At 72.6% G+C, this 22755-nt stretch carries 21 protein-coding genes and 1 tRNA gene; 17 read left to right on the forward strand and 5 right to left on the reverse strand.

The window, feature by feature from the left end; translation table 11 throughout:
• Positions 1-2: 2 nt before the first annotated feature.
• Positions 3-2402 carry an SCO7613 C-terminal domain-containing membrane protein gene (locus tag Saso_RS05850; protein WP_229901462.1) on the reverse strand — a complete coding sequence of 800 codons (2400 nt, stop codon included), beginning with the start codon at positions 2400-2402 and terminating at the stop codon, positions 3-5.
• 102 nt (positions 2403-2504) lie between these two features.
• On the opposite strand from Saso_RS05850, the gene Saso_RS05855 reads away from it, so the two are divergent.
• Together Saso_RS05855 and Saso_RS05860 are read left to right on the forward strand one after the other, a co-directional pair.
• Positions 2505-2951: an SRPBCC family protein gene (locus tag Saso_RS05855; RefSeq protein WP_189926233.1), complete on the forward strand. Its 447-nt coding sequence runs from the start codon at positions 2505-2507 to the stop codon at positions 2949-2951.
• 39 nt (positions 2952-2990) lie between these two features.
• Positions 2991-3062 (forward strand) — tRNA-Val (locus Saso_RS05860).
• A gap of 56 nt (positions 3063-3118) precedes the next feature.
• Here Saso_RS05860 and Saso_RS05865 read toward each other — a convergent pair.
• Positions 3119-3844 carry a 3'-5' exonuclease gene (locus Saso_RS05865; RefSeq protein ID WP_189926231.1) on the reverse strand — a complete coding sequence of 242 codons (726 nt, stop codon included), beginning with the start codon at positions 3842-3844 and terminating at the stop codon, positions 3119-3121.
• A 168-nt stretch (positions 3845-4012) separates the two neighbouring features.
• Between Saso_RS05865 and Saso_RS05870 the strand changes: the two genes are divergently transcribed.
• The 3 genes from Saso_RS05870 to thrS all read left to right on the forward strand — a co-directional run bounded on the left by Saso_RS05870 (position 4013) and on the right by thrS (position 7886).
• Positions 4013-4579, forward strand: a complete 567-nt coding sequence (locus Saso_RS05870; protein ID WP_189926229.1) for a DUF4365 domain-containing protein — start codon at positions 4013-4015, stop codon at positions 4577-4579.
• Positions 4576-5820, forward strand: a complete 1245-nt coding sequence (locus Saso_RS05875; protein WP_189926227.1) for a hypothetical protein — start codon at positions 4576-4578, stop codon at positions 5818-5820. Before Saso_RS05870 ends, Saso_RS05875 begins: the two co-directional genes overlap by 4 nt.
• Before the next feature lie 89 nt (positions 5821-5909).
• On the forward strand, positions 5910-7886 hold the full coding sequence (thrS, locus tag Saso_RS05880) for a threonine--tRNA ligase (protein WP_189926225.1): 1977 nt from the start codon (positions 5910-5912) through the stop codon (positions 7884-7886).
• A 34-nt stretch (positions 7887-7920) separates the two neighbouring features.
• Here thrS and Saso_RS05885 read toward each other — a convergent pair whose 3' ends face one another.
• The gene (locus Saso_RS05885; RefSeq protein WP_189926223.1) at positions 7921-8580 is read right to left on the reverse strand and encodes a potassium channel family protein; all 660 of its coding nucleotides are present in this window, start codon (positions 8578-8580) and stop codon (positions 7921-7923) included.
• A 67-nt stretch (positions 8581-8647) separates the two neighbouring features.
• Between Saso_RS05885 and Saso_RS05890 the strand changes: the two genes are divergently transcribed.
• Positions 8648-9214, forward strand: coding sequence for an HIT family protein (locus Saso_RS05890; RefSeq protein ID WP_189926221.1), 567 nt, complete (start codon positions 8648-8650; stop codon positions 9212-9214).
• 184 nt (positions 9215-9398) lie between these two features.
• On the opposite strand, the gene Saso_RS05895 is transcribed toward Saso_RS05890, so the two are convergent.
• Both Saso_RS05895 and Saso_RS05900 read right to left on the reverse strand, forming a co-directional pair.
• Positions 9399-11060: a hypothetical protein gene (locus Saso_RS05895; protein WP_189926219.1), complete on the reverse strand. Its 1662-nt coding sequence runs from the start codon at positions 11058-11060 to the stop codon at positions 9399-9401.
• Between the two features lie 198 nt (positions 11061-11258).
• Entirely contained in the window at positions 11259-13454 is a 2196-nt protein-coding gene (locus Saso_RS05900; RefSeq protein WP_189926217.1) for an elongation factor G-like protein EF-G2, read from the reverse strand.
• A 235-nt stretch (positions 13455-13689) separates the two neighbouring features.
• On the opposite strand from Saso_RS05900, the gene pgsA reads away from it, so the two are divergent.
• From pgsA to yajC, 11 genes are all read left to right on the forward strand, one after another.
• Complete coding sequence (pgsA, locus tag Saso_RS05905) at positions 13690-14439, forward strand: phosphatidylinositol phosphate synthase (protein WP_189926465.1); 750 nt, start codon at positions 13690-13692, stop codon at positions 14437-14439.
• Positions 14436-15353, forward strand: a complete 918-nt coding sequence (locus tag Saso_RS05910) for a phosphatidylinositol mannoside acyltransferase (RefSeq protein ID WP_189926215.1) — start codon at positions 14436-14438, stop codon at positions 15351-15353. The genes pgsA and Saso_RS05910 overlap by 4 nt, the downstream gene beginning before the upstream one ends.
• Positions 15350-16519, forward strand: a complete 1170-nt coding sequence (locus Saso_RS05915) for a glycosyltransferase family 4 protein (protein ID WP_189926213.1) — start codon at positions 15350-15352, stop codon at positions 16517-16519. The genes Saso_RS05910 and Saso_RS05915 overlap by 4 nt, the downstream gene beginning before the upstream one ends.
• 33 nt (positions 16520-16552) lie before the next feature.
• A complete protein-coding gene (locus Saso_RS05920; protein ID WP_189926211.1) occupies positions 16553-17104 on the forward strand; it encodes a LemA family protein in 552 nt (183 codons plus the stop codon).
• Between the two features lie 163 nt (positions 17105-17267).
• Entirely contained in the window at positions 17268-18179 is a 912-nt protein-coding gene (gene pdxS / locus Saso_RS05925; RefSeq protein ID WP_189926209.1) for a pyridoxal 5'-phosphate synthase lyase subunit PdxS, read from the forward strand.
• 7 nt (positions 18180-18186) lie between these two features.
• Complete coding sequence (gene pdxT / locus Saso_RS05930) at positions 18187-18798, forward strand: pyridoxal 5'-phosphate synthase glutaminase subunit PdxT (protein WP_189926207.1); 612 nt, start codon at positions 18187-18189, stop codon at positions 18796-18798.
• A gap of 74 nt (positions 18799-18872) precedes the next feature.
• Positions 18873-19625 (forward strand): YebC/PmpR family DNA-binding transcriptional regulator, encoded by a 753-nt coding sequence (locus Saso_RS05935; protein ID WP_189926205.1) that lies wholly within the window; start codon positions 18873-18875, stop codon positions 19623-19625.
• 217 nt (positions 19626-19842) lie between these two features.
• Positions 19843-20391, forward strand: coding sequence for a crossover junction endodeoxyribonuclease RuvC (gene ruvC, locus Saso_RS05940; RefSeq protein WP_189926203.1), 549 nt, complete (start codon positions 19843-19845; stop codon positions 20389-20391).
• On the forward strand, positions 20388-20993 hold the full coding sequence (gene ruvA, locus Saso_RS05945; RefSeq protein WP_189926201.1) for a Holliday junction branch migration protein RuvA: 606 nt from the start codon (positions 20388-20390) through the stop codon (positions 20991-20993). Before ruvC ends, ruvA begins: the two co-directional genes overlap by 4 nt.
• A 9-nt stretch (positions 20994-21002) precedes the next feature.
• Complete coding sequence (gene ruvB / locus Saso_RS05950; RefSeq protein WP_189926200.1) at positions 21003-22061, forward strand: Holliday junction branch migration DNA helicase RuvB; 1059 nt, start codon at positions 21003-21005, stop codon at positions 22059-22061.
• A gap of 175 nt (positions 22062-22236) precedes the next feature.
• Entirely contained in the window at positions 22237-22737 is a 501-nt protein-coding gene (yajC, locus tag Saso_RS05955) for a preprotein translocase subunit YajC (RefSeq protein ID WP_189926199.1), read from the forward strand.
• Positions 22738-22755 lie beyond the last annotated feature (18 nt).

Genomic DNA, 22755 nt, shown 5'->3' on the forward strand with positions numbered 1-22755 from the left:
GGCTAGTTCATCCGTGCCAGGACCTCCCGTACCCGCCGGACGTCGCGCAGCCGCTGCTCGTACGTGGCACCGAGTGCGAGCAGCAGCAGCCCGGCGAGGGCGGGAGGCACCCAGCGAGGCAGCGCGTCGGTCACCTGGAGCAGGTACGGGGCCAGCTCGTGCAGCGAGACCAGGGCGAGCACCGCACCGCCCAGCACGAGCGGCGCGCGCAGCCGGTGCCGGGCACCGACCAGGGTGAGCAGCAGCGCGGCCGCGCCCAGCAGCAGCGGACGGATCCACTCCGGGTCGCTCCAGGCCGTGACGAGGCTCGGCAGGAGCGTGACGCCCAGACCGGGACCGTAGGCCGTCCAGGACGAGGCCTGCGGGTCACGGCGCCGACGCAGCACTCCCACGAGCAGCGCCGGGACCGTGACCGGCAGGGTGTAGGCCTCCGGGACCCCCACCCGCCAGGCCACGAGCCGGACCCAGGCGGCCAGTACGAAGAGGGCGACGGCCGCGTAGCCGACGTCACGGCGCTCCGGCCGCACGGCCGTGCCCGCGGCGATCACCGCGCACAGGGACAGCACCAGGGCGAGCACGGGCGGATCGCCCGCCGCGAGGCCGACGGCCACGACGGCGGCGACGGCGCCCGTGATCTCGACCGTCGCCGTCGTCACGGTGTCGTCGAGCCGCGCCGCGACCAGCGCCGCGACCGCCGGGACGAGCAGGACCAGCAGCGCGATGTGCTCGGGCCGCCAGCCGGCCGAGGCTCCCGCGGCGCAGGCCAGGGCCGCCGCATGGCCGAGGGCGGCCGCCGCGGCCACCGGCGCGGGACTGCCGCGCCAGGCGGCCGCCGCGAACACGCAGGCCAGCCCCGCGAGGACCGCGAGAGTGGCCGTCTCACCGGCCAGCGCGAGGAGGGCGACGCCGACCGAGGTGAGCACGGCCAGGCCGGTCGCCGTCCGGGCCACGAGCCCCGTGGCCGGGAGCGCGGACGCCAGCGCCGCCAGCGCCAGTACCGTCAGCCCCTGGACGGCCAGGGCGGCGACGTACGGCAGTCGCAGCGCCGCGGGGACGACCAGCGCGGCGGCCCAGGTCAGCGTCAGCGCCGCCGTGTGTGCCCGGGGGCGCCACTTCGCGTCGCGGACCGTCGCCCACACCGTGGCGGCGACCGCGATCAGGACCAGCGGCACGGTGACGGCGTACGGCGGCCAGGGGATGTCGGCGGTGACCGCGGCGCGGGCGTCGGCCGGCACCCCGGACCAGACGTGCCGCAGCCAGGCCGCCGGGCCCAGCAGCGCGACCAGCACGGCGGCCGCCGACCACAGCACCGCGACCGCCTGCACGGCGGCGGAGGCGAGGGCGACACCCCGGCGCACCGCCTCCGGGCCCCGCCGGACGGCCGTGAGCGCGATCCCGCAGGCCAGACAGCCGGGCACCACCCAGATCCCGGGCACCGACACCCGCAGCACGCCGCCCAGCGCGGCCACCACGCACAGCGCGCCGGCCACCGTCGCACCGGTCACCAGGTCCGCCCGGGGCGCCATCCTGGCCACGCCCGCGGCGATGGCCGCCGCGAGCAGGAGCAGCGCCCCCGCGCGGACGGCGGCGCTCGGACCGGACGCCGCGAGGGACAGCAGCCCCGCCGACAGGACGCCCCAGCCGCCCGTGGCGGACGCGCACACCACCGCGACCAGGCGCACCGGCCGCTCGGAGATCCGCAGCGCCAGGGCCGCGTCGAACGCCGCGGTCAGCAGCACCGCGGCCGTCACCGTGAACGGCCCGCCCCCGAACGCCACCGTCCAGAGCAGGAGCGGGAGTTGGGCGACCGCCAGCGCGGCCGGACGGGGGAGCCGCAGCGGCAGCGGCGCCGGGCCCGGCAGCGCGGTGAGCGCCGTGCCGTACGCCGCCCACACCGCCGCGAGCGCCGTCGACGCGGCCGCCGCGTACGTCGTGCCGTCCGCCGCCGAGAACACGGTCTCGTGCAGCGCGTACGCGTCCAGCACCGTCAGCGCCAGACCGAGGCCCGCGACCGACTCGGCGGTCGAACGCAGCCCCCGCCGCAGCAGCGCCACCGGCGCGCCGAGCACCGCCAGCGTGACGGCGCCGAGCACCAGCGAACGGCCGGCGATCCCCAGATGACCCCAGCTGACCAGTGTGAACACCATCGCGGCGATCGTCAGCAGGACGCCGCCCAGCAGCAGGAGGAGGTTCTGCACGCCCGGAGCGGACGCCTCGGGGCGCGGGGACGCCCCCGGCGCCGGACCGTTCGGCCACACCGGCGGGGCCGGCCGGGCCGGCTGCTGGAGCGCCGCGACCAGCCAGGCGCGCCGGGTCAGCAACTGGGCCCGGCGGGCGTCCAGTTGCCGCAGTTCGTTGTCCAGGAACCACAGCTCCTGGGCCAGGGACGGAGAGTGCGTCATACCGAGGAGTGTGGTCGGCGTCACGAACGGCGGCATGAGCGTCCGTACTCAGGGCGTACTCAAATGCCGTGTGCGCCCTCGTGCCCCGGGCACACTCGGCCCATGGACCGGACCCGTTACCGCTTCCGCAGCCTGTGGGCCCTGCCCGCACCCCCCGACCGCGTGTACGACGCGCTGGAGCGGGTCGACGCGTACCCCCGGTGGTGGCCCCAGGTGCGCGAGGTGCGCCGGATCGACGACACGACCGGCGTCCTGCGTATCCGCTCCCTGCTCCCGTACGACCTGACGTTCACCGCCCGCGAGGTCCGGCGCGACGCGTCGGCCGGCGTCCTTCAGAGCGCGTTCTGCGGCGACATCGACGGCTGGGCGCGCTGGACGGTCACCGCCGACGGCCCCGGCACCCTCGCCCGCTACGACCAGGTGGTCGAGGTCCGCAAGCCGCTGCTGAGGCTGCTGGCCGTGCCCGGACGGCCGGTGTTCCGCCTCAACCACCGGCTGATGATGCGGGCCGGACGGCGCGGCCTGACCGCGTACCTGGAAGCGGTTTGAACGAAGCCCGCGAAGCCCTGTATTGTTCGGTGCGTTCCCGGGCGATTAGCTCAGTGGGAGAGCGCTTCGTTCACACCGAAGAGGTCACTGGTTCGAACCCAGTATCGCCCACCGGGAAGAGCCGGTCCGCAGTACGCGGACCGGCTTTTTCGTGTCCTTCGGCCGGACTACGCCGCCGCCGGGAGCTCCGGGCGCACCGGCCAGGAGGTGTCCACGACCTCCGGTGTGCCGCTGCGCGCGAACCAGGCCTGGAGACCCCGGGCCTGAGCCGCGTGCCAGGTCGTCTGGAGCGTGTGCAGCTCGGCCGGGGACAGGCGTTCCAGCCGGGTCGCGAAGCGCCGGCCCAGCGCCCGGACGACCTCCAGCGCGGCCAGCGCGTCCGCCGCCGCGTCGTGCGCGTCGGCCAGCGCCACGCCGTAGTGCGCGCACAGGTCGGTGAGCGTGCGCCGGCCCTTGCGGTAGCGGTCCAGATGCTTGTCCAGGACCCGGGGGTCCAGCACCCGCAGCGGCGTCGCGTCCAGCCAGTTGCCCAGCGCCGAGGCGCGGTGCCTGCGCAGCTCACGGTCGAGCAGCGTCAGGTCGAACGGCGCGTTCATCACCACCAGCGGGCGCCCCGCGGCGGCCTGTTCGGCGAGCAGCTCGGCTATCTCGAACATCACCGGCGACGGCCAGCGGCCGTTGCGCTGGAGATGGTCGTCCGTCAGCCCGTGCACCTCCGTCGCCCCGGCGGGCACCGGCACGCCCGGGTTGACCAGCCAGCGGCTCACCCGCGGCCGCACCCCGGGCGCGTCCTGGACGACGAGGGCGGCCGACACGATCCGGTCGGTCTCCACGTCGACGCCCGTCGTCTCCGTGTCAAAGGCGGCCAGCGGCCCCTCGTACCAGTACGTCATACGCACACAACCCCTCGTTCACCCACGGCAGCTGACGCCCCGTCTTCTGCCTGTTTGGTGATACCCGGGCTGTTTGCGCCGTACGCCGGAAGGACACAACACGAGTACGGGTCATTGCAGTTCAGCGGCCCGTCACGGGGACTGGCTTTGCGTGGAAGGCTGTTGGTCATGGCGATAGCGCAGCCCGAGCGGAGCGGGCTGCTGCCCGAACGCGAGGGGCTTCATCGCGGCACGCTCGCCACCACCGCCTGCATGGAGACACTCCAGGTCGCCTATCTGCACGCCGTCGCGGCGGCGGCGGGCTGCTCGCTGTCCCAGCCGTTCCCGGACAACGGCATCGACTGGCACGTCAGCCACAGCGCACCGCAGCACACCGTCGACGACGAGGTCACCATCAAGGTGCAGCTCAAGGCGACCTACCAGATCCGGCCCGAGCCGCCGGGCCGCTTCTTCTCCTTCACGCTCGACAACGACCACCTGCGCAAGCTCGCCCGCAGCCCGGTGTCGGTGCACAAGATCCTCGTCGTGATGCTCGTACCGAGGTCCCAGGACCAGTGGCTGCGGGCCGGCCACGACCGCCTCGACCTGCGGCACTGCTGCTACTGGGTCAATCTCGCCGGCCACCCGATCACGGGCCGGACCCGGACCACCGTGCGGATACCGACCACACGCATCTTCGACGACCGGGCGCTGTGCGAGATCATGACGCGGGTCGGGACGGGAGGCAGACCGTGACCCACCGCCCCCTCGACGAGCCGCTGCGGCCGGTGCGGCCGCACCCCGAGGCCCCGTGGAACCAGCCCCCCGAGCCCGGCCGCGTCGACCCGGCCGTCCTCGGCGCCCTGCTGCGCCGGCACGGCTGGCAGCGGCGCGGCGGCGCCCCCGGACGCTACGGCCGCTGGACCCCGCCGGGGCCGGGCGGCGGCGGGACCAGCCTCCTCGTGCCGGAGAGCCGGGCCTTCCCCGACAGCGACGACCTGCTCGGCGAGGCGCTCCTCGCGCTCACCCGCAGCGGCACGCCCTCCGCGCGCGAGGTGCTGGTCGGGCTCGCCGTCCCGAGCGACGAGATCCGCTGGTGGCGCGACGCGCCCACCGGACCCGCCGGGGCCGCCTCCTGGGCCGTCGAGGAACAGCTGCGCGGCGCCGCCCGCCAGATGCTGCTGGCCGGCGCGCTCGCCACGCGCGCGCGGGCCGGCTACCACGGCGCCCGGCACCGGCGCGCGGCCCTGGGCGCCCTGGAGAGCGTCCTGGTCGGCTCGGCCGCGGGCGGGCGCTGCCTGACGGCCTTCGCGCCCGTCGAGGAGGCCCGCCCCCTCGCCGTGCGTCTGCACCAGGCGCTGTACGCGGTCCGCGCGGCCGTCGACTACCAGCGGGCCACCGGCGGCCTGGACGCCTTCGACGGGGCCGTCGAGGCCGGCGCCAGCCGCGAGCTCACCGAGGCGCTGATCGCACTCGTCCGGGGCACCGAGGGCGCCCGTGTCGCCGTCGAATGGGCGCCGGCCGCCGGGGTCCCCGAGGCGTGCGCCGCGGGCGGCGAACCGGTCGAGTTCTCGCCCGGCGACCTGTCCGCGCTGCGCGAGGCGGGCGCCCGCTATCTGCGTGAGGAGCCCTCCGTGCCCGTACGGGTCACCGGGGCGGTCGTCCGGCTGCGCAGGTCGGGTCCGCGCGGCGAGGGCGGCGTACGGCTGCGGGTGCTGGCCGGCGCCGACGTCCCGCACGTGCGGCTCACCCTGGACGAGGAGGACTACCGCGCCGCCTGCCAGGCCCACCTGGCCGGACTGCCGGTACGGGTGCAGGGCCGCCTGGAGAGCAGGGGCGGCTTCCGCCGGATCACGGGCGCCTGCGGGGTCGTACCCGTGGAGGTCGACGAGGCCGAGCGGGACCGGCTGATGAAGTCCGCGCAGGGCGAACAGGGGGACGCCGAGGACGCGGACCGCTTCGACGAGGCCTGCGGGGGAGAGCGCCCGCGGGATTGATTTCGCGGTCGGCGGGTGCGGGTCGGTACGATCGCCTCTTGCGCGCGCTCCCGGTATGGCGCCGCACCCCCTTCAGTCAGGAGAGACCGGTGTCAGACGTCCGTGTGATCATCCAACGCGATTCCGAGCGGGAAGAGCGCACGGTGACGACGGGCACCACGGCCGCCGAGCTCTTCGCCGGCGAGCGCTCCGTCATCGCCGCGCGCGTGGCCGGCGAGCTCAGGGACCTGTCCCACGTGCTCGCGGACGGCGACGAGGTCGAGGGTGTCGAGATCTCCTCCGAGGACGGTCTGAACATCCTGCGCCACTCCACCGCCCACGTGATGGCGCAGGCCGTGCAGGAGCTCTTCCCCGAGGCCAAGCTGGGCATCGGCCCGCCGGTCAAGGACGGCTTCTACTACGACTTCGACGTCGAGCGGCCGTTCACGCCCGAGGACCTCAAGGCCGTCGAGAAGAAGATGCAGGAGATCCAGAAGCGGGGGCAGAGGTTCGCCCGCCGCGTGGTCTCCGACGAGGCGGCCCGCGAGGAGCTCGCCGACGAGCCGTACAAGCTGGAGCTCATCGGCATCAAGGGTTCCGCGTCCACCGACGACGGGGCGGACGTCGAGGTCGGCGGCGGCGAGCTGACGATCTACGACAACCTGGACGCCAGGACCGGTGACCTGTGCTGGAAGGACCTCTGCCGCGGTCCCCACCTGCCCACCACCCGCAACATCCCGGCGTTCAAGCTGATGCGCAACGCGGCCGCCTACTGGCGCGGCAGCGAGAAGAACCCCATGCTCCAGCGCATCTACGGCACCGCCTGGCCGACCAAGGACGAGCTGAAGGCGCACCTCGACTTCCTCGCCGAGGCCGAGAAGCGCGACCACCGCAAGCTGGGCTCCGAACTCGACCTGTTCTCCATCCCCGAGCAGATCGGCTCCGGCCTCGCCGTCTTCCACCCCAAGGGCGGCATCGTCCGCCGGGTCATGGAGGACTACTCGCGCCGCCGCCACGAGGAGGAGGGCTACGAGTTCGTCTACACCCCGCACGCGACGAAGGGGAAGCTCTTCGAGACCTCGGGCCACCTGGACTGGTACGCCGACGGCATGTACCCGCCCATGCAGCTCGACGAGGGCGTGGACTACTACCTCAAGCCCATGAACTGCCCGATGCACAACCTGATCTTCGACGCACGCGGCCGCTCCTACCGCGAACTGCCCCTGCGTCTCTTCGAGTTCGGGACCGTGTACCGGTACGAGAAGTCGGGCGTCGTGCACGGTCTGACCCGCGCCCGCGGCTTCACCCAGGACGACGCGCACATCTACTGCACCCGTGAGCAGATGTCGGAGGAGCTCGACAAGACGCTCACCTTCGTCCTCGGCCTGCTGCGCGACTACGGCCTGACCGACTTCTACCTGGAGCTGTCCACCAAGGACCCGGAGAAGTTCGTCGGCTCGGACGAGGTCTGGGAGGAGGCGACCGAGACGCTGCGCCAGGTCGCCGAGAAGCAGGGCCTCCCGCTCGTCCCCGACCCGGGCGGCGCCGCGTTCTACGGCCCGAAGATCTCCGTCCAGACGAAGGACGCCATCGGCCGCACCTGGCAGATGTCGACCATCCAGCTCGACTTCAACCTGCCGGAGCGCTTCGACCTGGAGTACACCGGCCCGGACGGCTCCAAGCAGCGTCCGGTGATGATCCACCGTGCCCTCTTCGGCTCGATCGAGCGGTTCTTCGCGGTGCTCCTGGAGCACTACGCGGGCGCCTTCCCCGCGTGGCTGGCCCCCGTCCAGGCGCTCGGCATCCCGATCGGCGACGCGCACGTGGAGTACCTGGAGAAGTTCGCCGCCGCCGCGAAGAAGCAGGGCCTGCGGGTCGAGGTGGACTCCTCCTCGGACCGCATGCAGAAGAAGATCCGCAACGCCCAGAAGCAGAAGGTGCCCTTCATGGTCATCGCGGGCGACGAGGACATGGCGAACGGCTCGGTCTCCTTCCGCTACCGCGACGGTTCGCAGGAGAACGGCATCCCGTTCGACGAGGCCCTCGCGAAGATCGCGAAGGTCGTCGAGGAGCGCACCCAGGTCTGACCGGCCCGGACCGTCCCGCAGGCCCCCGGAAGGCTCAGCCCTCCGGGGGCCTGCGGTCGCTCTCGCGCGAGAAGATCTGAAGCAGCCACGACGAGAACGAACCGGTCACCGCGCCGAGCAGGGCCAGCCCGCCGGCCATCATGCACATCGCGATCGCCCGGCCGCCCGGCGTCACCGGAGTGATGTCCCCGTAGCCGACCGTGCTCAGGGTCGCGGCGGCCCACCAGATCGCGTCCCCGAACGTCTTCATGGTCGCCCCGGGCGCGCCCCGCTCGCGCTGGTAGACCGCGAGGGCCCCGGCGAAGCCGAGGAGCAGCGTCGACAGACTGGCGTACGCGATCACGCGCGCGTGCAGGGACAGCCGGGGCTCGCCCTGCCGGTTCTGGATGGCGTCGTACAGCGGGACGATCCGCAGCGGCCGCAGCAACGGCAGCAGGACCACCACGGTGTGCAGGAAGTGCGTCCTGACGAACCGCGTGAAGCGCTGTCCGCTGAGGTGACGGCGGACGGCGTAGTCCGCCGCGAACACCAGCCAGAGCGCGAGCATCGTGAACCCGCACAGGCTCTTCCAGACCGACGGCATCGTCTCGGCCAGCACACGGGCCGCATAGGCGGCCAGGAACAGCAGCGACGCCAGGAACAGGGGGATCTCGGTGCGCTGCTCCCAGCGGGCGTAGCGGCTGTCTTCGTCCATCGGCCCAGCTTGGCCCGCGCCGCTCGCGCCGCAACCCCGCCGACACGCCGCGAACGGGCGAAGCAATATGCTGCCTTGCATGACGAGTGAGCCGGAGCAGCAGATCGGAGTGGGCACGCAGGACGCGTTCCAGCGTCTGTGGACGCCCCACCGGATGGCGTACATCCAGGGTGAGAACAAGCCGACCGGCCCGGGTGCGGACGACGGCTGTCCCTTCTGCTCGATCCCGGCCAAGTCCGACGAGGACGGGCTGGTCGTCCGGCGCGGTGAGCACGTCTACGCGGTGCTGAACCTGTACCCGTACAACGGCGGCCACCTGATGACCGTCCCGTACCGGCACGTGGCCGACTACACCGACCTGACGGCGCCGGAGACCGCGGAGCTCGGCGAACTGACCAAGCAGGCGATGACGGCCCTGCGGACCGCGTCCGGCGCCCAGGGCTTCAACATCGGCATGAACCAGGGCTCGGTCGCGGGCGCCGGCATCGCCGCCCACCTGCACCAGCACATCGTGCCCCGCTGGGGCGGCGACACCAACTTCATGCCGGTGGTGGGCCACACACGCGTACTGCCCCAGCTCCTGGCGGACACCAGGAAAATGCTCGCCGAAGCCTGGCCCACACCAACGCCCTAGCACCCCGGGCTCTCCAGCCCGCCCCGGCGGCTCCGGCTGCGAAGGCCTCGGCCGGCCATTCCAGCCCGTCCGGCGTTTGAGGACGAGGCCCCTTCAGTGCCGAGAACACGGGGGTCCGGGGGCGCAGCCCCCGCAGGGAGGCCGCCCCGGACCACCCGCACGATCCCGCCCCACCGCCGGAGGCCTACGCGTCGTAGGTGTCAGCCTTCCGCGGCGACACGTCCTGCACGGCCCCACTGAGCGCCGACGAACGCGAGCTGAACTTCTCGATGTCCACGTCGTGCTCCTTGAGCACCTTGAGTGCGGCGGTGTGCACCACCCGCAGCACCGGGGTGGCCGCGCGCAGCGCGTCGTCGGCCATGAAGCGGTGCCGCCAGGGCTGGTCGGCCCAGGCGTGCCGCAGCCCGAAGGGCTCGGGCAGCCCGATGGAGCCGCCGAGCCACTTCAGCAGCGGCGGGTACCAGCTGATCGTGGCCCGCGCGGCCAGCCGGACCACCTCGTCGGCGGTGACCAGCGGAAGCTTGACCGTCCGCGTCTCCCAGAAGCGGACGCTCTTGGCGACCTCCTTGACGGGCGCCTCGGACTTCGTGGTGAACAGGCCGTTGACCGGTCCCAGCGCGTGTCCGGTGACCTCGATGCGGAGCGTCTCGTGCAGCACCGTCACCGTGATCAGCATGGTGATGATCAACTGGCCGTCCCAGAGCGGCCACTGGACGCCCAGGTAGTGCCGGTCGCCGCCGCCGAACTGCTGGTTGTTGCAGATGTCCTCTATGGCCCGCGGCTTGACCTGGTAGGCCTCGACGTCGGTGCCCTCCGGCCGGGCGACGGCCTTCGCGTTCTCGCCGACCGGGGTGACGATCCAGTGCCGGACCGTGGGCGGCGGGAAGCCGCCGGTCTTCAGGCTCTGGCGGGGCAGCAGCTTCAGCTGGTCGTGGATGGCCCGTACGACCGTCCAGCTGCGGAACTCGTGGACGCCCTTCACCGGGTCGAGCGGCGTCAGCTCCTCGGCGAGGTGCCAGGCGCCCCAGCGCGTGCCCATGCCGAGTATGCCCTTGGGGCCCGCGTAGAAGACCGAGTTGGACTGCTGTTCGGCGCTGAGCCGCGCCAGCGACTGGCGCAGCTGCTCGGCCGCCGTCTGGTTCGGGCTGGTGGGCACCGCCTCGGGGACCTTGGCACCGACGCTGCTGCCGGACAGCAGGCTGTCCCAGCGCTCGCGCAGGTCCTTCGCGGTGCCCTCGCAGATCCGCTTGGCCAGGAACCAGCCGGCCACGGGGGCCACGACACAGCCCCGCGCGTACCAGCCCACCGGGCCGCCGAAGGGCATCTTGACCAGGAAGAGCACGGCCAGGGCGCCCATCGCGACGAGCAGGCCGCTACCCAGGCCGGAGACCCGCTTGTTGTCCAGTTTGCCCACCGTCGCCCGCAGCTGGAAGACGAGGAGCCACACCAGCAGCCCGGGCAGGAAGAGCACCCCGCACAGCAGCATCACGCCGGTCAGCTTCTGGTCGCGCTCGCGGCGGATGCGGTTGGCCGCGAGGCAGTGCTCGACGACCGCTTGGGGCTCGCTCCCGAAGGACTGGATCAGGGGTTTGCGGCCGACGCCCAGCATGCGGTCGATCACCGCCTGGGAGAACGCCTCCCCGAGGTTGGGCCGGAAGATCCGCGCCCAGCTGCGGCCGGGACTGACCGCGGTCTGGTGCCACTCGTTGTCGGCCTTCTTGATGTCCTCGACCGGGTTGTCCCGGTAGGCGGCCGAGGCCAGGGCGAAGGTCGGCGTCTGTCCGCCGTCGCCCGTCTGCGGCACCTGTGGTCCGAAGATGTCCGCGTAACCGCTGTCAACGGTCATATCCGCCCCCCATAGCCGCCGCTCCCGCTTCTGCGGCTTTCCCGACTTCCGTACTCCGCACACCTGTTGATCAGGTCATCAGCGTATCCGCAGGCACCGGCGTCCGTCGGCGGACGGCCGAAGCCGCCCGCCGAATCGGAGGGAAACATTCCACGCGGTCGCCGCACCGGCCCCCTCCGGACCGCCCGACGCCGCCCGTCAGCCGTCCTGGGCCTGTTTGCGGACCCGCTCGGCGACCTGCGCCGGCATCGGCTCGTGCCGGGCGTAGGCGCGGTCGAACCGGGCGGTGCCGTGGGACAGGGAGCGCAGGTCGATCGCGTACCGGCCGATCTCGATCTCGGGCACCTCGGCCTTGATCAGCGTGCGCCCGCCGCTGGTCTGCTCGGTCCCCAGCACCCGTCCGCGACGGCCCGACAGGTCGCTCATCACGGCGCCCACGTAGGCGTCGCCGACCAGGACGGTCACCTCGGCCACCGGCTCCAGCAGATGGATCCGCGCCTCGGCCGCCGCCTCCCGCAGCGCGAGCGCGCCCGCCGTCTGGAACGCGGCGTCGGAGGAGTCCACCGAGTGCGCCTTGCCGTCGAGCAGGGTGATCCGCACGTCGACCAGCGGATGGCCGGCCGCGAGGCCCTTGACCGCCTGCGCCCGGACGCCCTTCTCGACGGAGGGGATGAACTGCCGGGGCACCGCGCCGCCGACGACCTTGTCCACGAACTCGATGCCCGCCCCGCCCGGCAGCGGTTCCACCTCGATCTCGCACACGGCGTACTGACCGTGCCCGCCGGACTGCTTGACGTGCCGTCCACGCCCGGTGGACCTCGCCGCGAACGTCTCCCGCAGGGGGACCCGGTGCGGGACGACGTCGACCTGGACGCCGTAGCGGGAGCGCAGCCGCTCCAGCGCGACGTCCGAGTGGGCCTCGCCCAGGCACCACAGGACGACCTGGTGGGTGTGCTGGTTCTGTTCCAGGCGCATCGTCGGGTCCTCGGCGACCAGCCGCGCCAGCCCCTGGGAGAGCTTGTCCTCGTCGGCCTTGCTGTGCGCCTGGATGGCGAGCGGCAGCAGCGGGTCGGGCATCTGCCAGGGCTCCATGAGCAGGGGGTCGTCCTTGGCGGACAGGGTGTCGCCGGTCTCGGCCCGGCCGAGTTTCGCGACGCACGCGAGGTCGCCCGCGATGCAGTGCGTCAGGCTCCGCTGCTGTTTGCCGAAGGGCGCGGACAGGGCGCCGACCCGTTCGTCGACGTCGTGGTCCTCGTGGCCGCGGTCGGCGAGACCGTGCCCCGAGACATGGACGGTCTCGTCGGGACGGAGCGTGCCGGAGAAGACCCTGACCAGCGAGACCCGGCCCACGTAGGGGTCGGAGGAGGTCTTCACGACCTCGGCGACCAGCGGCCCGTCCGGGTCGCACACGGCCGGCTCGCGCGGCGCGCCGTCGACCGTCGTGATCCGGGGCGCCGTGCGCTCCAGCGGCGTCGGGAACCCCCGTGTGACCAGTTCCAGCAGCTCCACGGTGCCGAGGCCCTGTCGGGCGCCCTCGGCGGCCGGGGCGGCCGCGAGGACGGGGAAGAACGTGCCGCGCGCGACCGCCCGCTCCAGGTCCTCGATCAGCGTCTTGACGTCGATCCGCTCACCGCCGAGGTAGCGGTCCATGAGGGTCTCGTCCTCGCTCTCGGCGATGATCCCCTCGATCAGGCGGTTGCGGGCCTCCTCGATGTCGGGCAGCCGGTCCTCGCCCGGTTCGGACTCTTTGCGCTCGCCCGTCGCGTAGTCGAAGAGCTTGCGGGACAGCAGGCCGACCAGTCCGGTCACGGGCGCGTGCCCGTCGGGTCCCTCCGGCCCGCGCAGCGGCAGGTACAGCGGGAGCACCGCGTCGGGGTCGTCCCCGCCGAAGGCCTCCGCGCAGATCCGCGTCATCTCCTCGAAGTCCGCGCGGGCCGCCTCCAGATGCGTCACGACGATCGCGCGGGGCATGCCGACCGCGGCGCACTCCTCCCACACCATGCGGGTCGAGCCGTCCACGCCGTCCGACGCCGAGACGACGAAGAGGGCCGCGTCCGCGGCGCGCAGACCGGCCCTGAGCTCGCCGACGAAGTCGGCGTATCCGGGGGTGTCGAGGACGTTGACCTTGATGCCGTCCCACTCGACGGGCACCAGGGAGAGCTGGACCGAGCGCTGCTGCCGGTGCTCGATCTCGTCGTAGTCGGAGACGGTGCCGCCGTCCTCCACACGACCCGCCCGGTTCACCGCCCCCGCCGTCAGCGCGAGGGCCTCCACCAGAGTCGTCTTGCCCGATCCACAGTGGCCGACCAGCACCACATTCCGTACGGACGCGGGATGGTCGGCCGCCGTAGCCCTGCCGGCGGCTCCGGGATGTGCATTCGCCTTGTCGCCCATTTTCCTTGCCTCCCGAACACGGTGAGGTCACTGGGGGCGCGGGCACCACGGCCCCGCGTGCGATGGCGGCTCCGGCGACGCCCGCGGTCCTTCGAGCTTTCCACTCCCGTCACGGCGCGTCCATACGGAGGACGCGACCCGGCCCGTGACCCGGACGGCGTCCGCCCGTCACACGGGGAGCCGGGACACGGGGGGCCGGGTGCCCGACCGTCGCACACACGCGCGCGTGGCTACGATGGGCCAGCCGGTGGCCAGCAGGGGCCGCGCGGCGAAACCGACCCTCGGGAAGGCCATGCTGAACAAGTACGCGCGTGCATTCTTCACGCGTGTCCTCACACCGTTCGCCGCGTTTCTCATCCGCCGGGGCGTGAGCCCCGACACGGTCACCCTCCTCGGCACCGCCGGCGTGATCGCGGGCGCGCTGGTCTTCTACCCCAGGGGCGAGTTCTTCTGGGGCACGATCGTGATCACGCTCTTCGTCTTCTCCGACCTGGTCGACGGCAACATGGCGCGCCAGCTCGGCCGCACCAGCCGCTGGGGCGCCTTCCTCGACTCCACGCTCGACCGGGTCGCCGACGGCGCCATCTTCGGCGGCTTCGCCCTCTGGTACGCGGGCAACGGCGACGACAACATCCTGTGCGCGGTCTCGATCTTCTGCCTGGCGAGCGGCCAGGTGGTGTCGTACACGAAGGCCCGCGGCGAGTCGATCGGCCTGCCGGTCGCCGTCAACGGGCTGGTGGAGCGCGCCGAACGCCTGGTGATCTCCCTGGTCGCGGCCGGGCTCGCCGGTCTGCACACCTTCGGCGTCCCCGGCATCCAGGTGCTGCTGCCGGTCGCGCTGTGGATCGTCGCCGTGGGCAGCCTCGTCACGCTGATCCAGCGCGTGGTCACGGTCCGCCGCGAGTCGGCCGAGGCGGAGGCGGAGGCCGCCGCGGCCGAGGGGACGCAGGGACACGAGGCCCAGGGGAGCGAGGCCGCGAAGTGAGCGCCCAGGAGCGCCTGACCGACGCGCTGTACGGACTCGGCTGGAGCACGGTCAAGAAGCTCCCCGAGTCCGTCGCGGTACGCCTCGGCCGTACCGTCGCCGACCTCGCGTGGAAGCGGCGCGGCAAGGGCGTGCGACGGCTGGAGAGCAACTACGCGCGCGTGGTGCCGGGCGCGGGCCCCGAACGCCTGGCCGAGCTCTCCCGCGCGGGGATGCGGTCCTACCTGCGCTACTGGATGGAGTCCTTCCGGCTGCCGGCCTGGAGCACCGACCGGGTCCGCGAGGGCTTCGTGCCCAAGGACGTGCACCATCTGACCGACGGGATCGCCGCCGGCCGGGGAGTCGTGCTCGCCCTGCCGCACATGGCCAACTGGGACCTGGCCGGCGCCTGGGTCACCACCGAGCTGGGCACGCCGTTCACCACCGTCGCCGAACGCCTCAAGCCCGAGACGCTGTACGACCGGTTCGTCGCCTACCGGGAGGGCCTCGGCATGGAGGTGCTGCCGCACAGCGGCGGTAACGCCTTCGGCACCCTGGCCCGCCGGCTGCGCGACGGCGGCCTGGTCTGCCTGGTCGCCGAACGCGACCTGTCCGCCTCCGGGGTCGAGGTCGAATTCTTCGGCGCCGCGGCCCGGATGCCCGCGGGACCCGCCCTGCTCGCCCAGCAGACGGGGGCGCTGCTGCTCCCCGTCACCCTCTGGTACGACGACTCGCCCGTCATGCAGGGCCGCGTGCATCCCCCGATCGAGGTACCCGGGACAGGTACGCGGGCCGAGAAGACGTCTGTCATGACACAGGCGCTGGCCGACGCCTTCGCCACCGGCATCGCCGACCATCCGGAGGACTGGCACATGTTGCAGCGGTTGTGGCTCGCGGACCTGGAACCGCGCCCGGCGGACGGGGACACTGCGTGAGGATCGGCATCGTCTGCCCGTACTCCTGGGACGTGCCCGGGGGCGTCCAGTTCCACATCCGCGACCTCGCCGAGTACTTCATCCGGCTCGGCCACGAGGTGTCCGTGCTGGCCCCCGCCGACGACGACACCCCGCTGCCGCCCTACGTCGTCTCGGCGGGCCGCGCGGTCCCGGTGCCGTACAACGGCTCGGTGGCCCGCCTCAACTTCGGTTTCCTGTCCGCCGCGCGGGTACGGCGCTGGCTGCACGACGGGGCCTTCGACGTCGTCCACATCCACGAGCCGACCTCGCCCTCGCTCGGCCTGCTCACCTGCTGGGCGGCCTCCGGCCCGATAGTGGCCACCTTCCACACGTCCAACCCGCGCTCGCGCGCCATGATCGCCGCCTACTCCATCCTCCAGGCCGCCCTGGAGAAGATCAGCGCGCGCATCGCGGTCAGCGAGTACGCCCGGCGGACGCTGGTGGAGCACCTCGGCGGGGACGCGGTCGTCATCCCCAACGGCGTCGACGTCGACTTCTTCGCCCGGGCCGAGCCGAACCCGCAGTGGCAGGGCGGCACGATCGGCTTCGTCGGACGCATCGACGAGCCCCGCAAGGGCCTTCCCGTGCTGATGCGGGCCCTCCCGAGGATCTTCGCCGAGCGGCCGGAGGCCCGGCTGCTGGTCGCCGGACGCGGCGACGAGAAGGAGGCGGTGGAGAACCTGCCCGAGGAGCTGCACGGGCGCGTGGAGTTCCTCGGCATGGTCAGCGACGAGGACAAGGCCCGCTTCCTGCGCAGCATCGACCTGTACGTCGCGCCCAACACCGGCGGCGAGAGCTTCGGCATCATCCTGGTCGAGGCCATGTCCGCCGGGGCGCCGGTGCTCGCCTCCGACCTCGACGCCTTCGCGCAGGTCCTCGACCAGGGAGCGGCCGGGGAGCTGTTCGCCAACGAGGACGCCGACGCGCTCGCCGAGGCGGCGGTGCGGCTCCTGGGCGACCCCGGGCGCCGGGCCGAACTGAGCGAGCGGGGCAGCGCCCACGTACGGCGCTTCGACTGGTCGACCGTGGGCGCGGACATCCTGTCGGTGTACGAGACGGTGACCGCGGGCGCGGCGGCGGTCGCGGCCGACGACGACCGGGGATCGGCGGGTCTGCGGGCCCGGCTCGGGCTCGCGCGGGACTGACCCGCCCCGCGGCCGCGGGGGTCACGGGTAGCCTTGCCGCCCGTGACCGCAACCCTGATCTGGATCCTGGTCGTCCTCGTCGCGATCGGCCTGTACCTGAGCTGGACGGCGGGACGGCTGGACCGGCTGCACGCCCGCATCGACGCCGCCCGTGCCGCGCTGGACGCCCAGCTGCTGCGCCGGGCGTCCGTGGCCCAGGAGCTGGCCACCTCCAAGGTGCTCGACCCGGCGGCCTCGATCGTCCTGTACGAGGCCGCGCACGCGGCGCGGCAGGCGGAGGAGGAGCAGCGCGAGGTCGCCGAGAGCGAACTCAGCCAGGCCCTGCGGGCCGTCTTCGCGGACACCCGCCAGCTGGACGTCGTGCGCGAGGCGCCCGGCGGGGACGCGGCCGCCCACGAGCTGACGGAGGCCGTCCGCCGGGTTCCCATGGCCCGACGCTTCCACAACGACGCCGTGGGCGCCGTCCGCAGGCTGCGCGAGCACCGCAAGGTCCGCTGGTTCCGGCTGGCCGGCCACGCCCCGTTCCCGATGGCCTTCGAGATGGACGACGAAGCGCCCCCCGCCCTGGCCGACCGCGCGGCCTGAGCGGGGCGGCGGCGGGGCCGGCCCGCACCCCACGATGCCGGTGCGGGCCGCATGATCGTCCGAAAAGGATCCACGGGCTTGTCATTGGCCCTTGCTGTGGACTGGTCCACTCGCGTTTTCTCGGTGCTGCACAAATCCCCTTCCCGACGAGTGAGGTCACCCCGTGTCCAGCACGCTCTCCGCAAACCAGACCCCCGAGACCGGCACCGCGCGCGTGAAGCGCGGGATGGCCGAGCAGCTCAAGGGCGGCGTGATCATGGACGTCGTCACGCCGGAGCAGGCGAAGATCGCCGAGGACGCGGGCGCCGTCGCCGTCATGGCGCTGGAGCGGGTCCCGGCCGACATCCGCAAGGACGGCGGCGTGGCCCGGATGTCCGACCCGGACATGATCGAGGGCATCATCGAGGCCGTGTCCATCCCGGTCATGGCGAAGTCCCGGATCGGCCACTTCGTCGAGGCGCAGGTCCTCCAGTCGCTCGGCGTCGACTACATCGACGAGTCCGAGGTCCTCACCCCGGCCGACGAGGTCAACCACAGCGACAAGTTCGCCTTCACGACCCCGTTCGTGTGCGGCGCCACCAACCTGGGCGAGGCGCTGCGCCGGATCGCCGAGGGCGCGGCGATGATCCGCTCCAAGGGCGAGGCCGGCACGGGCAACGTCGTCGAGGCCGTCCGCCACCTGCGTCAGATCAAGAACGAGATCGCCCGTCTGCGCGGCTTCGACAACAACGAGCTGTACGCCGCCGCCAAGGACCTGCGCGCCCCGTACGAGCTCGTCAAGGAGGTCGCCGAGCTCGGCAAGCTCCCCGTCGTGCTGTTCTCCGCCGGTGGTGTCGCCACCCCGGCCGACGCCGCGCTGATGCGCCAGCTCGGCGCCGAGGGCGTCTTCGTCGGCTCCGGCATCTTCAAGTCCGGCGACCCGGCCAAGCGTGCCGCCGCCATCGTGAAGGCCACCACCTTCTACGACGACCCGAAGATCATCGCGGACGCCTCCCGCAACCTGGGCGAGGCCATGGTCGGCATCAACTGCGACACCCTGCCCGAGGCCGAGCGCTACGCCAACCGCGGCTGGTAACCACCCGATGAGCCACGCAGCCCCTGTCATCGGCGTCCTGGCCCTCCAGGGCGACGTCCGGGAGCACCTCATCGCCCTGGCCGCGGCGGACGCCGTGGCCAGGCCGGTGCGGCGTCCCGAGGAACTCGCCGAGGTCGACGGACTCGTCATCCCCGGCGGCGAGTCCACCACCATCTCCAAGCTGGCCGTCCTCTTCGGCGTGATGGAGCCGCTCCGCGCGCGCGTGCGGGACGGGATGCCCGTCTACGGAACCTGCGCGGGCATGATCATGCTCGCCGACAAGATCCTCGACCCGCGCTCGGGCCAGGAGACCGTCGGCGGCATCGACATGATCGTCCGCCGCAACGCCTTCGGACGTCAGAACGAGTCCTTCGAAGCCGCCCTCGACGTCGACGGCGTCCCCGGCGAACCGGTGGAGGGCGTCTTCATCCGCGCCCCCTGGGTCGAGTCGGTCGGCGCCGGCACCGAGGTGCTCGCCGAGCACGAGGGGCACATCGTCGCCGTGCGCCAGGGCAACGCGCTCGCCACGTCCTTCCACCCCGAACTGACCGGCGACCACCGCGTGCACGCCCTGTTCGTCGACATGGTGCGCGCGAACCGGGCCGCGGAGTCCTTGTAGGATCTGGGGGTTCCCCTAGGCTCTCAGGCCCGGGGAGTTCGTATCAGATTGGGTTACGCGAAGGAGACAGGCAGATGTCCGGCCACTCTAAATGGGCTACGACGAAGCACAAGAAGGCCGTGATCGACGCCAAGCGCGGCAAGCTCTTCGCGAAGCTGATCAAGAACATCGAGGTGGCTGCCCGGATGGGCGGCGTCGACATCGAGGGCAACCCGACCCTTTACGACGCCATCCAGAAGGCCAAGAAGCAGTCGGTCCCGAACAAGAACATCGACTCCGCGGTCAAGCGCGGCGGCGGCCTCGAGGCCGGCGGCGCCGACTACGAGACGATCATGTACGAGGGCTACGGCCCGAACGGTGTCGCGGTCCTCATCGAGTGCCTCACCGACAACCGCAACCGCGCCGCCTCCGACGTCCGCGTCGCCATGACCCGCAACGGCGGCTCCATGGCCGACCCGGGATCGGTGTCCTACCTGTTCAACCGCAAGGGCGTCGTCATCGTCCCCAAGGGTGAGCTGGCCGAGGACGACGTGCTCGACGCGGTCCTCGACGCGGGCGCCGAGGAGGTCAACGACCTCGGTGAGTCCTTCGAGGTCCTCTCCGAGGCCACCGACATGGTCGCGGTGCGCACCGCCCTCCAGGAAGCCGGCATCGACTACGACTCCGCCGAGGCCAACTTCGTGCCGACCATGCAGGTCGAGCTCGACGAGGACGGCGCGAGGAAGATCTTCAAGCTGATCGACGCGCTCGAGGACAGCGACGACGTCCAGAACGTCTTCGCCAACTTCGACGTCAGCGACGAGGTCATGGAGAAGGTCGACGCGTAGCGCCGCCACGAGCCGGACGGCCGCCTCGGGCCGGCGGGACACGCGTCCCGCCGGCCCGACGTCGTTGTCGGTGCCTGCGGATAGCCTGGCCATCGTCACAGATCACCGCCGACGGACCCCGATCCGGGGGACCGTGCGCCGAGGCCGAGGAGCCCCGGCGGTGTCCGGTCATGTCCGCGGGAGCGGCGGCGGCTCGGCCGCGAGGAGGGGAGGGCGCGTGCGGGTACTCGGGGTGGACCCCGGACTGACGCGATGCGGTGTCGGTGTCGTCGAAGGGGTCGCGGGCCGGCCGCTCACCATGCTCGGTGTGGGCGTCGTACGTACGCCCGCGGACGCCGAACTGGGCCGTCGCCTCGTCGGCATCGAAGAGGGCATAGAGCGGTGGCTCGACGAATACCGGCCCGAACACGTCGCCGTGGAACGGGTGTTCAGCCAGCACAACGTCCGCACGGTCATGGGCACCGCCCAGGCCAGCGCCGTCGCCATGCTGTGCGCCTCCCGCCGCGGGATCCCCGTCGCCCTGCACACCCCGAGCGAGGTCAAGGCCGCCGTCACCGGCAGCGGGCGCGCGGACAAGGCCCAGATCGGCGCGATGGTCACCCGCCTGCTGCGCCTCGACGCGCCCCCCAAGCCGGCCGACGCCGCCGACGCCCTCGCCCTCGCCATCTGCCACATCTGGCGCGGCCCCGCGCAGAACCGGCTCCAGCGGGCCGTCGACCGGCACACGGCGGCGGCCCCGTCCCCATCGAAAGGCCGTACGGCATGATCGCCTTCGTCAGCGGCACGGTCGCCGCACTCGCCCCCGACGCGGCCGTGGTAGAGGTGGGCGGTGTGGGCATGGCCGTCCAGTGCTCGCCGAACACGCTGTCCACGCTCCGCCTCGGCAGGCCCGCCAAGCTCGCCACCTCCCTGGTCGTCCGAGAGGACTCCCTGACCCTCTACGGCTTCGTGGACGACGACGAGCGCCAGGTCTTCGAACTGCTCCAGACGGCGAGCGGCGTGGGCCCCCGGCTCGCCCAGGCCATGCTGGCGGTGCACGCCCCGGACGCGCTGCGCCGCGCGGTCGCCACCGGCGACGAGAAGGCCCTCGTCGCGGTGCCGGGCATCGGCAAGAAGGGCGCCCAGAAGCTGCTCCTGGAGCTCAAGGACCGCCTGGGCGAGCCGCTCGGCGCACCCGCCGTCGGCACGCCGGTCACCAGCGGCTGGCGCGACCAGCTGCACGCGGCACTGATCGGCCTCGGCTACGCCACCCGCGAGGCCGACGAGGCGGTCGCCGCCGTGACCCCGCAGGCCGAGGCCGCCGAGGGCGCGCCCCAGGTGGGCCAGCTCCTGAAGGCCGCCCTTCAGACCCTGAACCGCGCCCGCTAGGAGACGTCAGTGAACTGGGACGACACGACCGAAGAGACCGCACCCGAGCGGCTGGTCGGCTCTGTCGCCGACCGGGAGGACCAGGCCGTCGAGGCCGCGCTGCGCCCCAAGGACCTCGGCGAGTTCATCGGCCAGGAGAAGGTCCGCGAACAGCTCGACCTCGTCCTGCGCGCCGCACGCGCGCGGGGCGCCACCGCCGACCACGTGCTGCTCTCCGGCGCCCCCGGCCTCGGCAAGACCACCCTCTCGATGATCATCGCCGCCGAGATGGGCGCCCCGATCCGCATCACCAGCGGCCCCGCCATCCAGCACGCGGGCGACCTCGCGGCGATCCTGTCCTCCCTCCAGGAGGGCGAGGTCCTCTTCCTCGACGAGATCCACCGCATGTCGCGGCCCGCCGAGGAGATGCTCTACATGGCGATGGAGGACTTCCGCGTCGACGTCATCGTCGGCAAGGGCCCCGGCGCCACCGCCATCCCGCTCGAGCTCCCTCCCTTCACCCTGGTCGGCGCCACCACGCGCGCGGGCCTGCTGCCGCCCCCGCTGCGCGACCGCTTCGGCTTCACGGCGCACATGGAGTTCTACGAACCCGCCGAACTGAAGCGCGTCGTCCACCGCTCCGCCGACCTCCTCGACGTGGAGATCGACACCGACGGAGCCGCCGAGATCGCCGGCCGCTCGCGGGGCACCCCCCGCATCGCCAACCGGCTGCTGCGCCGGGTCCGCGACTACGCGCAGGTCAAGGCCGACGGCAGGATCACCCGGTCGATCGCGGAGGCCGCCCTCAAGGTCTACGAGGTCGACGGCCGCGGTCTCGACCGTCTCGACCGGGGGGTCCTGGAAGCCCTGCTCAAGCTCTTCGGCGGCGGCCCGGTCGGCCTGTCCACCCTCGCCGTGGCGGTGGGGGAGGAGCGCGAGACGGTCGAGGAGGTCGCCGAGCCCTTCCTGGTGAGGGAGGGGCTGCTCGCCCGGACCCCGCGCGGGCGGGTGGCGACCCCGGCCGCCTGGGCGCACCTCGGACTCACGCCGGCCCGGGGGAGCGGACAGCAGGACCTGTTCGGGGCGTGACGCGGGGGGCCGCGGCGGCGGCATTGGCCGGGTCAGGAACCCAGGTGCCATGCTGAGCGTTGTTCCATGCGCGCGGACTCGCTTAGACTCCGCCGATGCCGCCGTTGCCGGCGGCACACAACCCCCATCCAACAGGCCGCTCCACCATCGCGGTCGTCCGAAGGAAGTCCGTCCCGTGAGTCCTGTGACCCTCCTCCCGTTCATCGTGCTCATCGGGGCCATGTTCCTGATGACCCGGTCGGCCAAGAAGAAGCAGCAAGCGGCCGCCAGCATGCGAAACGACATGCAGCCCGGAAGTGGTGTCCGCACCATCGGGGGCATGTACGCGACGGTGAAGGAGGTCAACGAGGACACGGTCCTCCTCGACGCCGGTCCCGGCGTCGACCTGCTCTTCGCGAAGAACTCGATCGGCGCCGTCCTGACCGACGACGAGTACAACCGCATCGTCCACGGCATCGAGCACGACCTGAAGTCCGACTCCGACGTCGTCCCGGACGACGCCTCCTCCCTCACCGGGTCCACCGAGGGCGACGACACCGTCGACGAAGCTGCCGCCTCCGACGACAAGGTTGTCGACCTCGGCAAGAAGGACGAGCCCGAAGAGGTGCAGGACAAGGCCGCCGAGGCCGACGAAGAGCCGAAGAAGACCGACGGCGACTCCGACACGAAGAAGTAGCACCGTCCCCGGCGCGCA

The organism is Streptomyces asoensis, from assembly GCF_016860545.1.
In the GTDB taxonomy this organism is placed as follows: Bacteria; Actinomycetota; Actinomycetes; order Streptomycetales; family Streptomycetaceae; genus Streptomyces; species Streptomyces asoensis.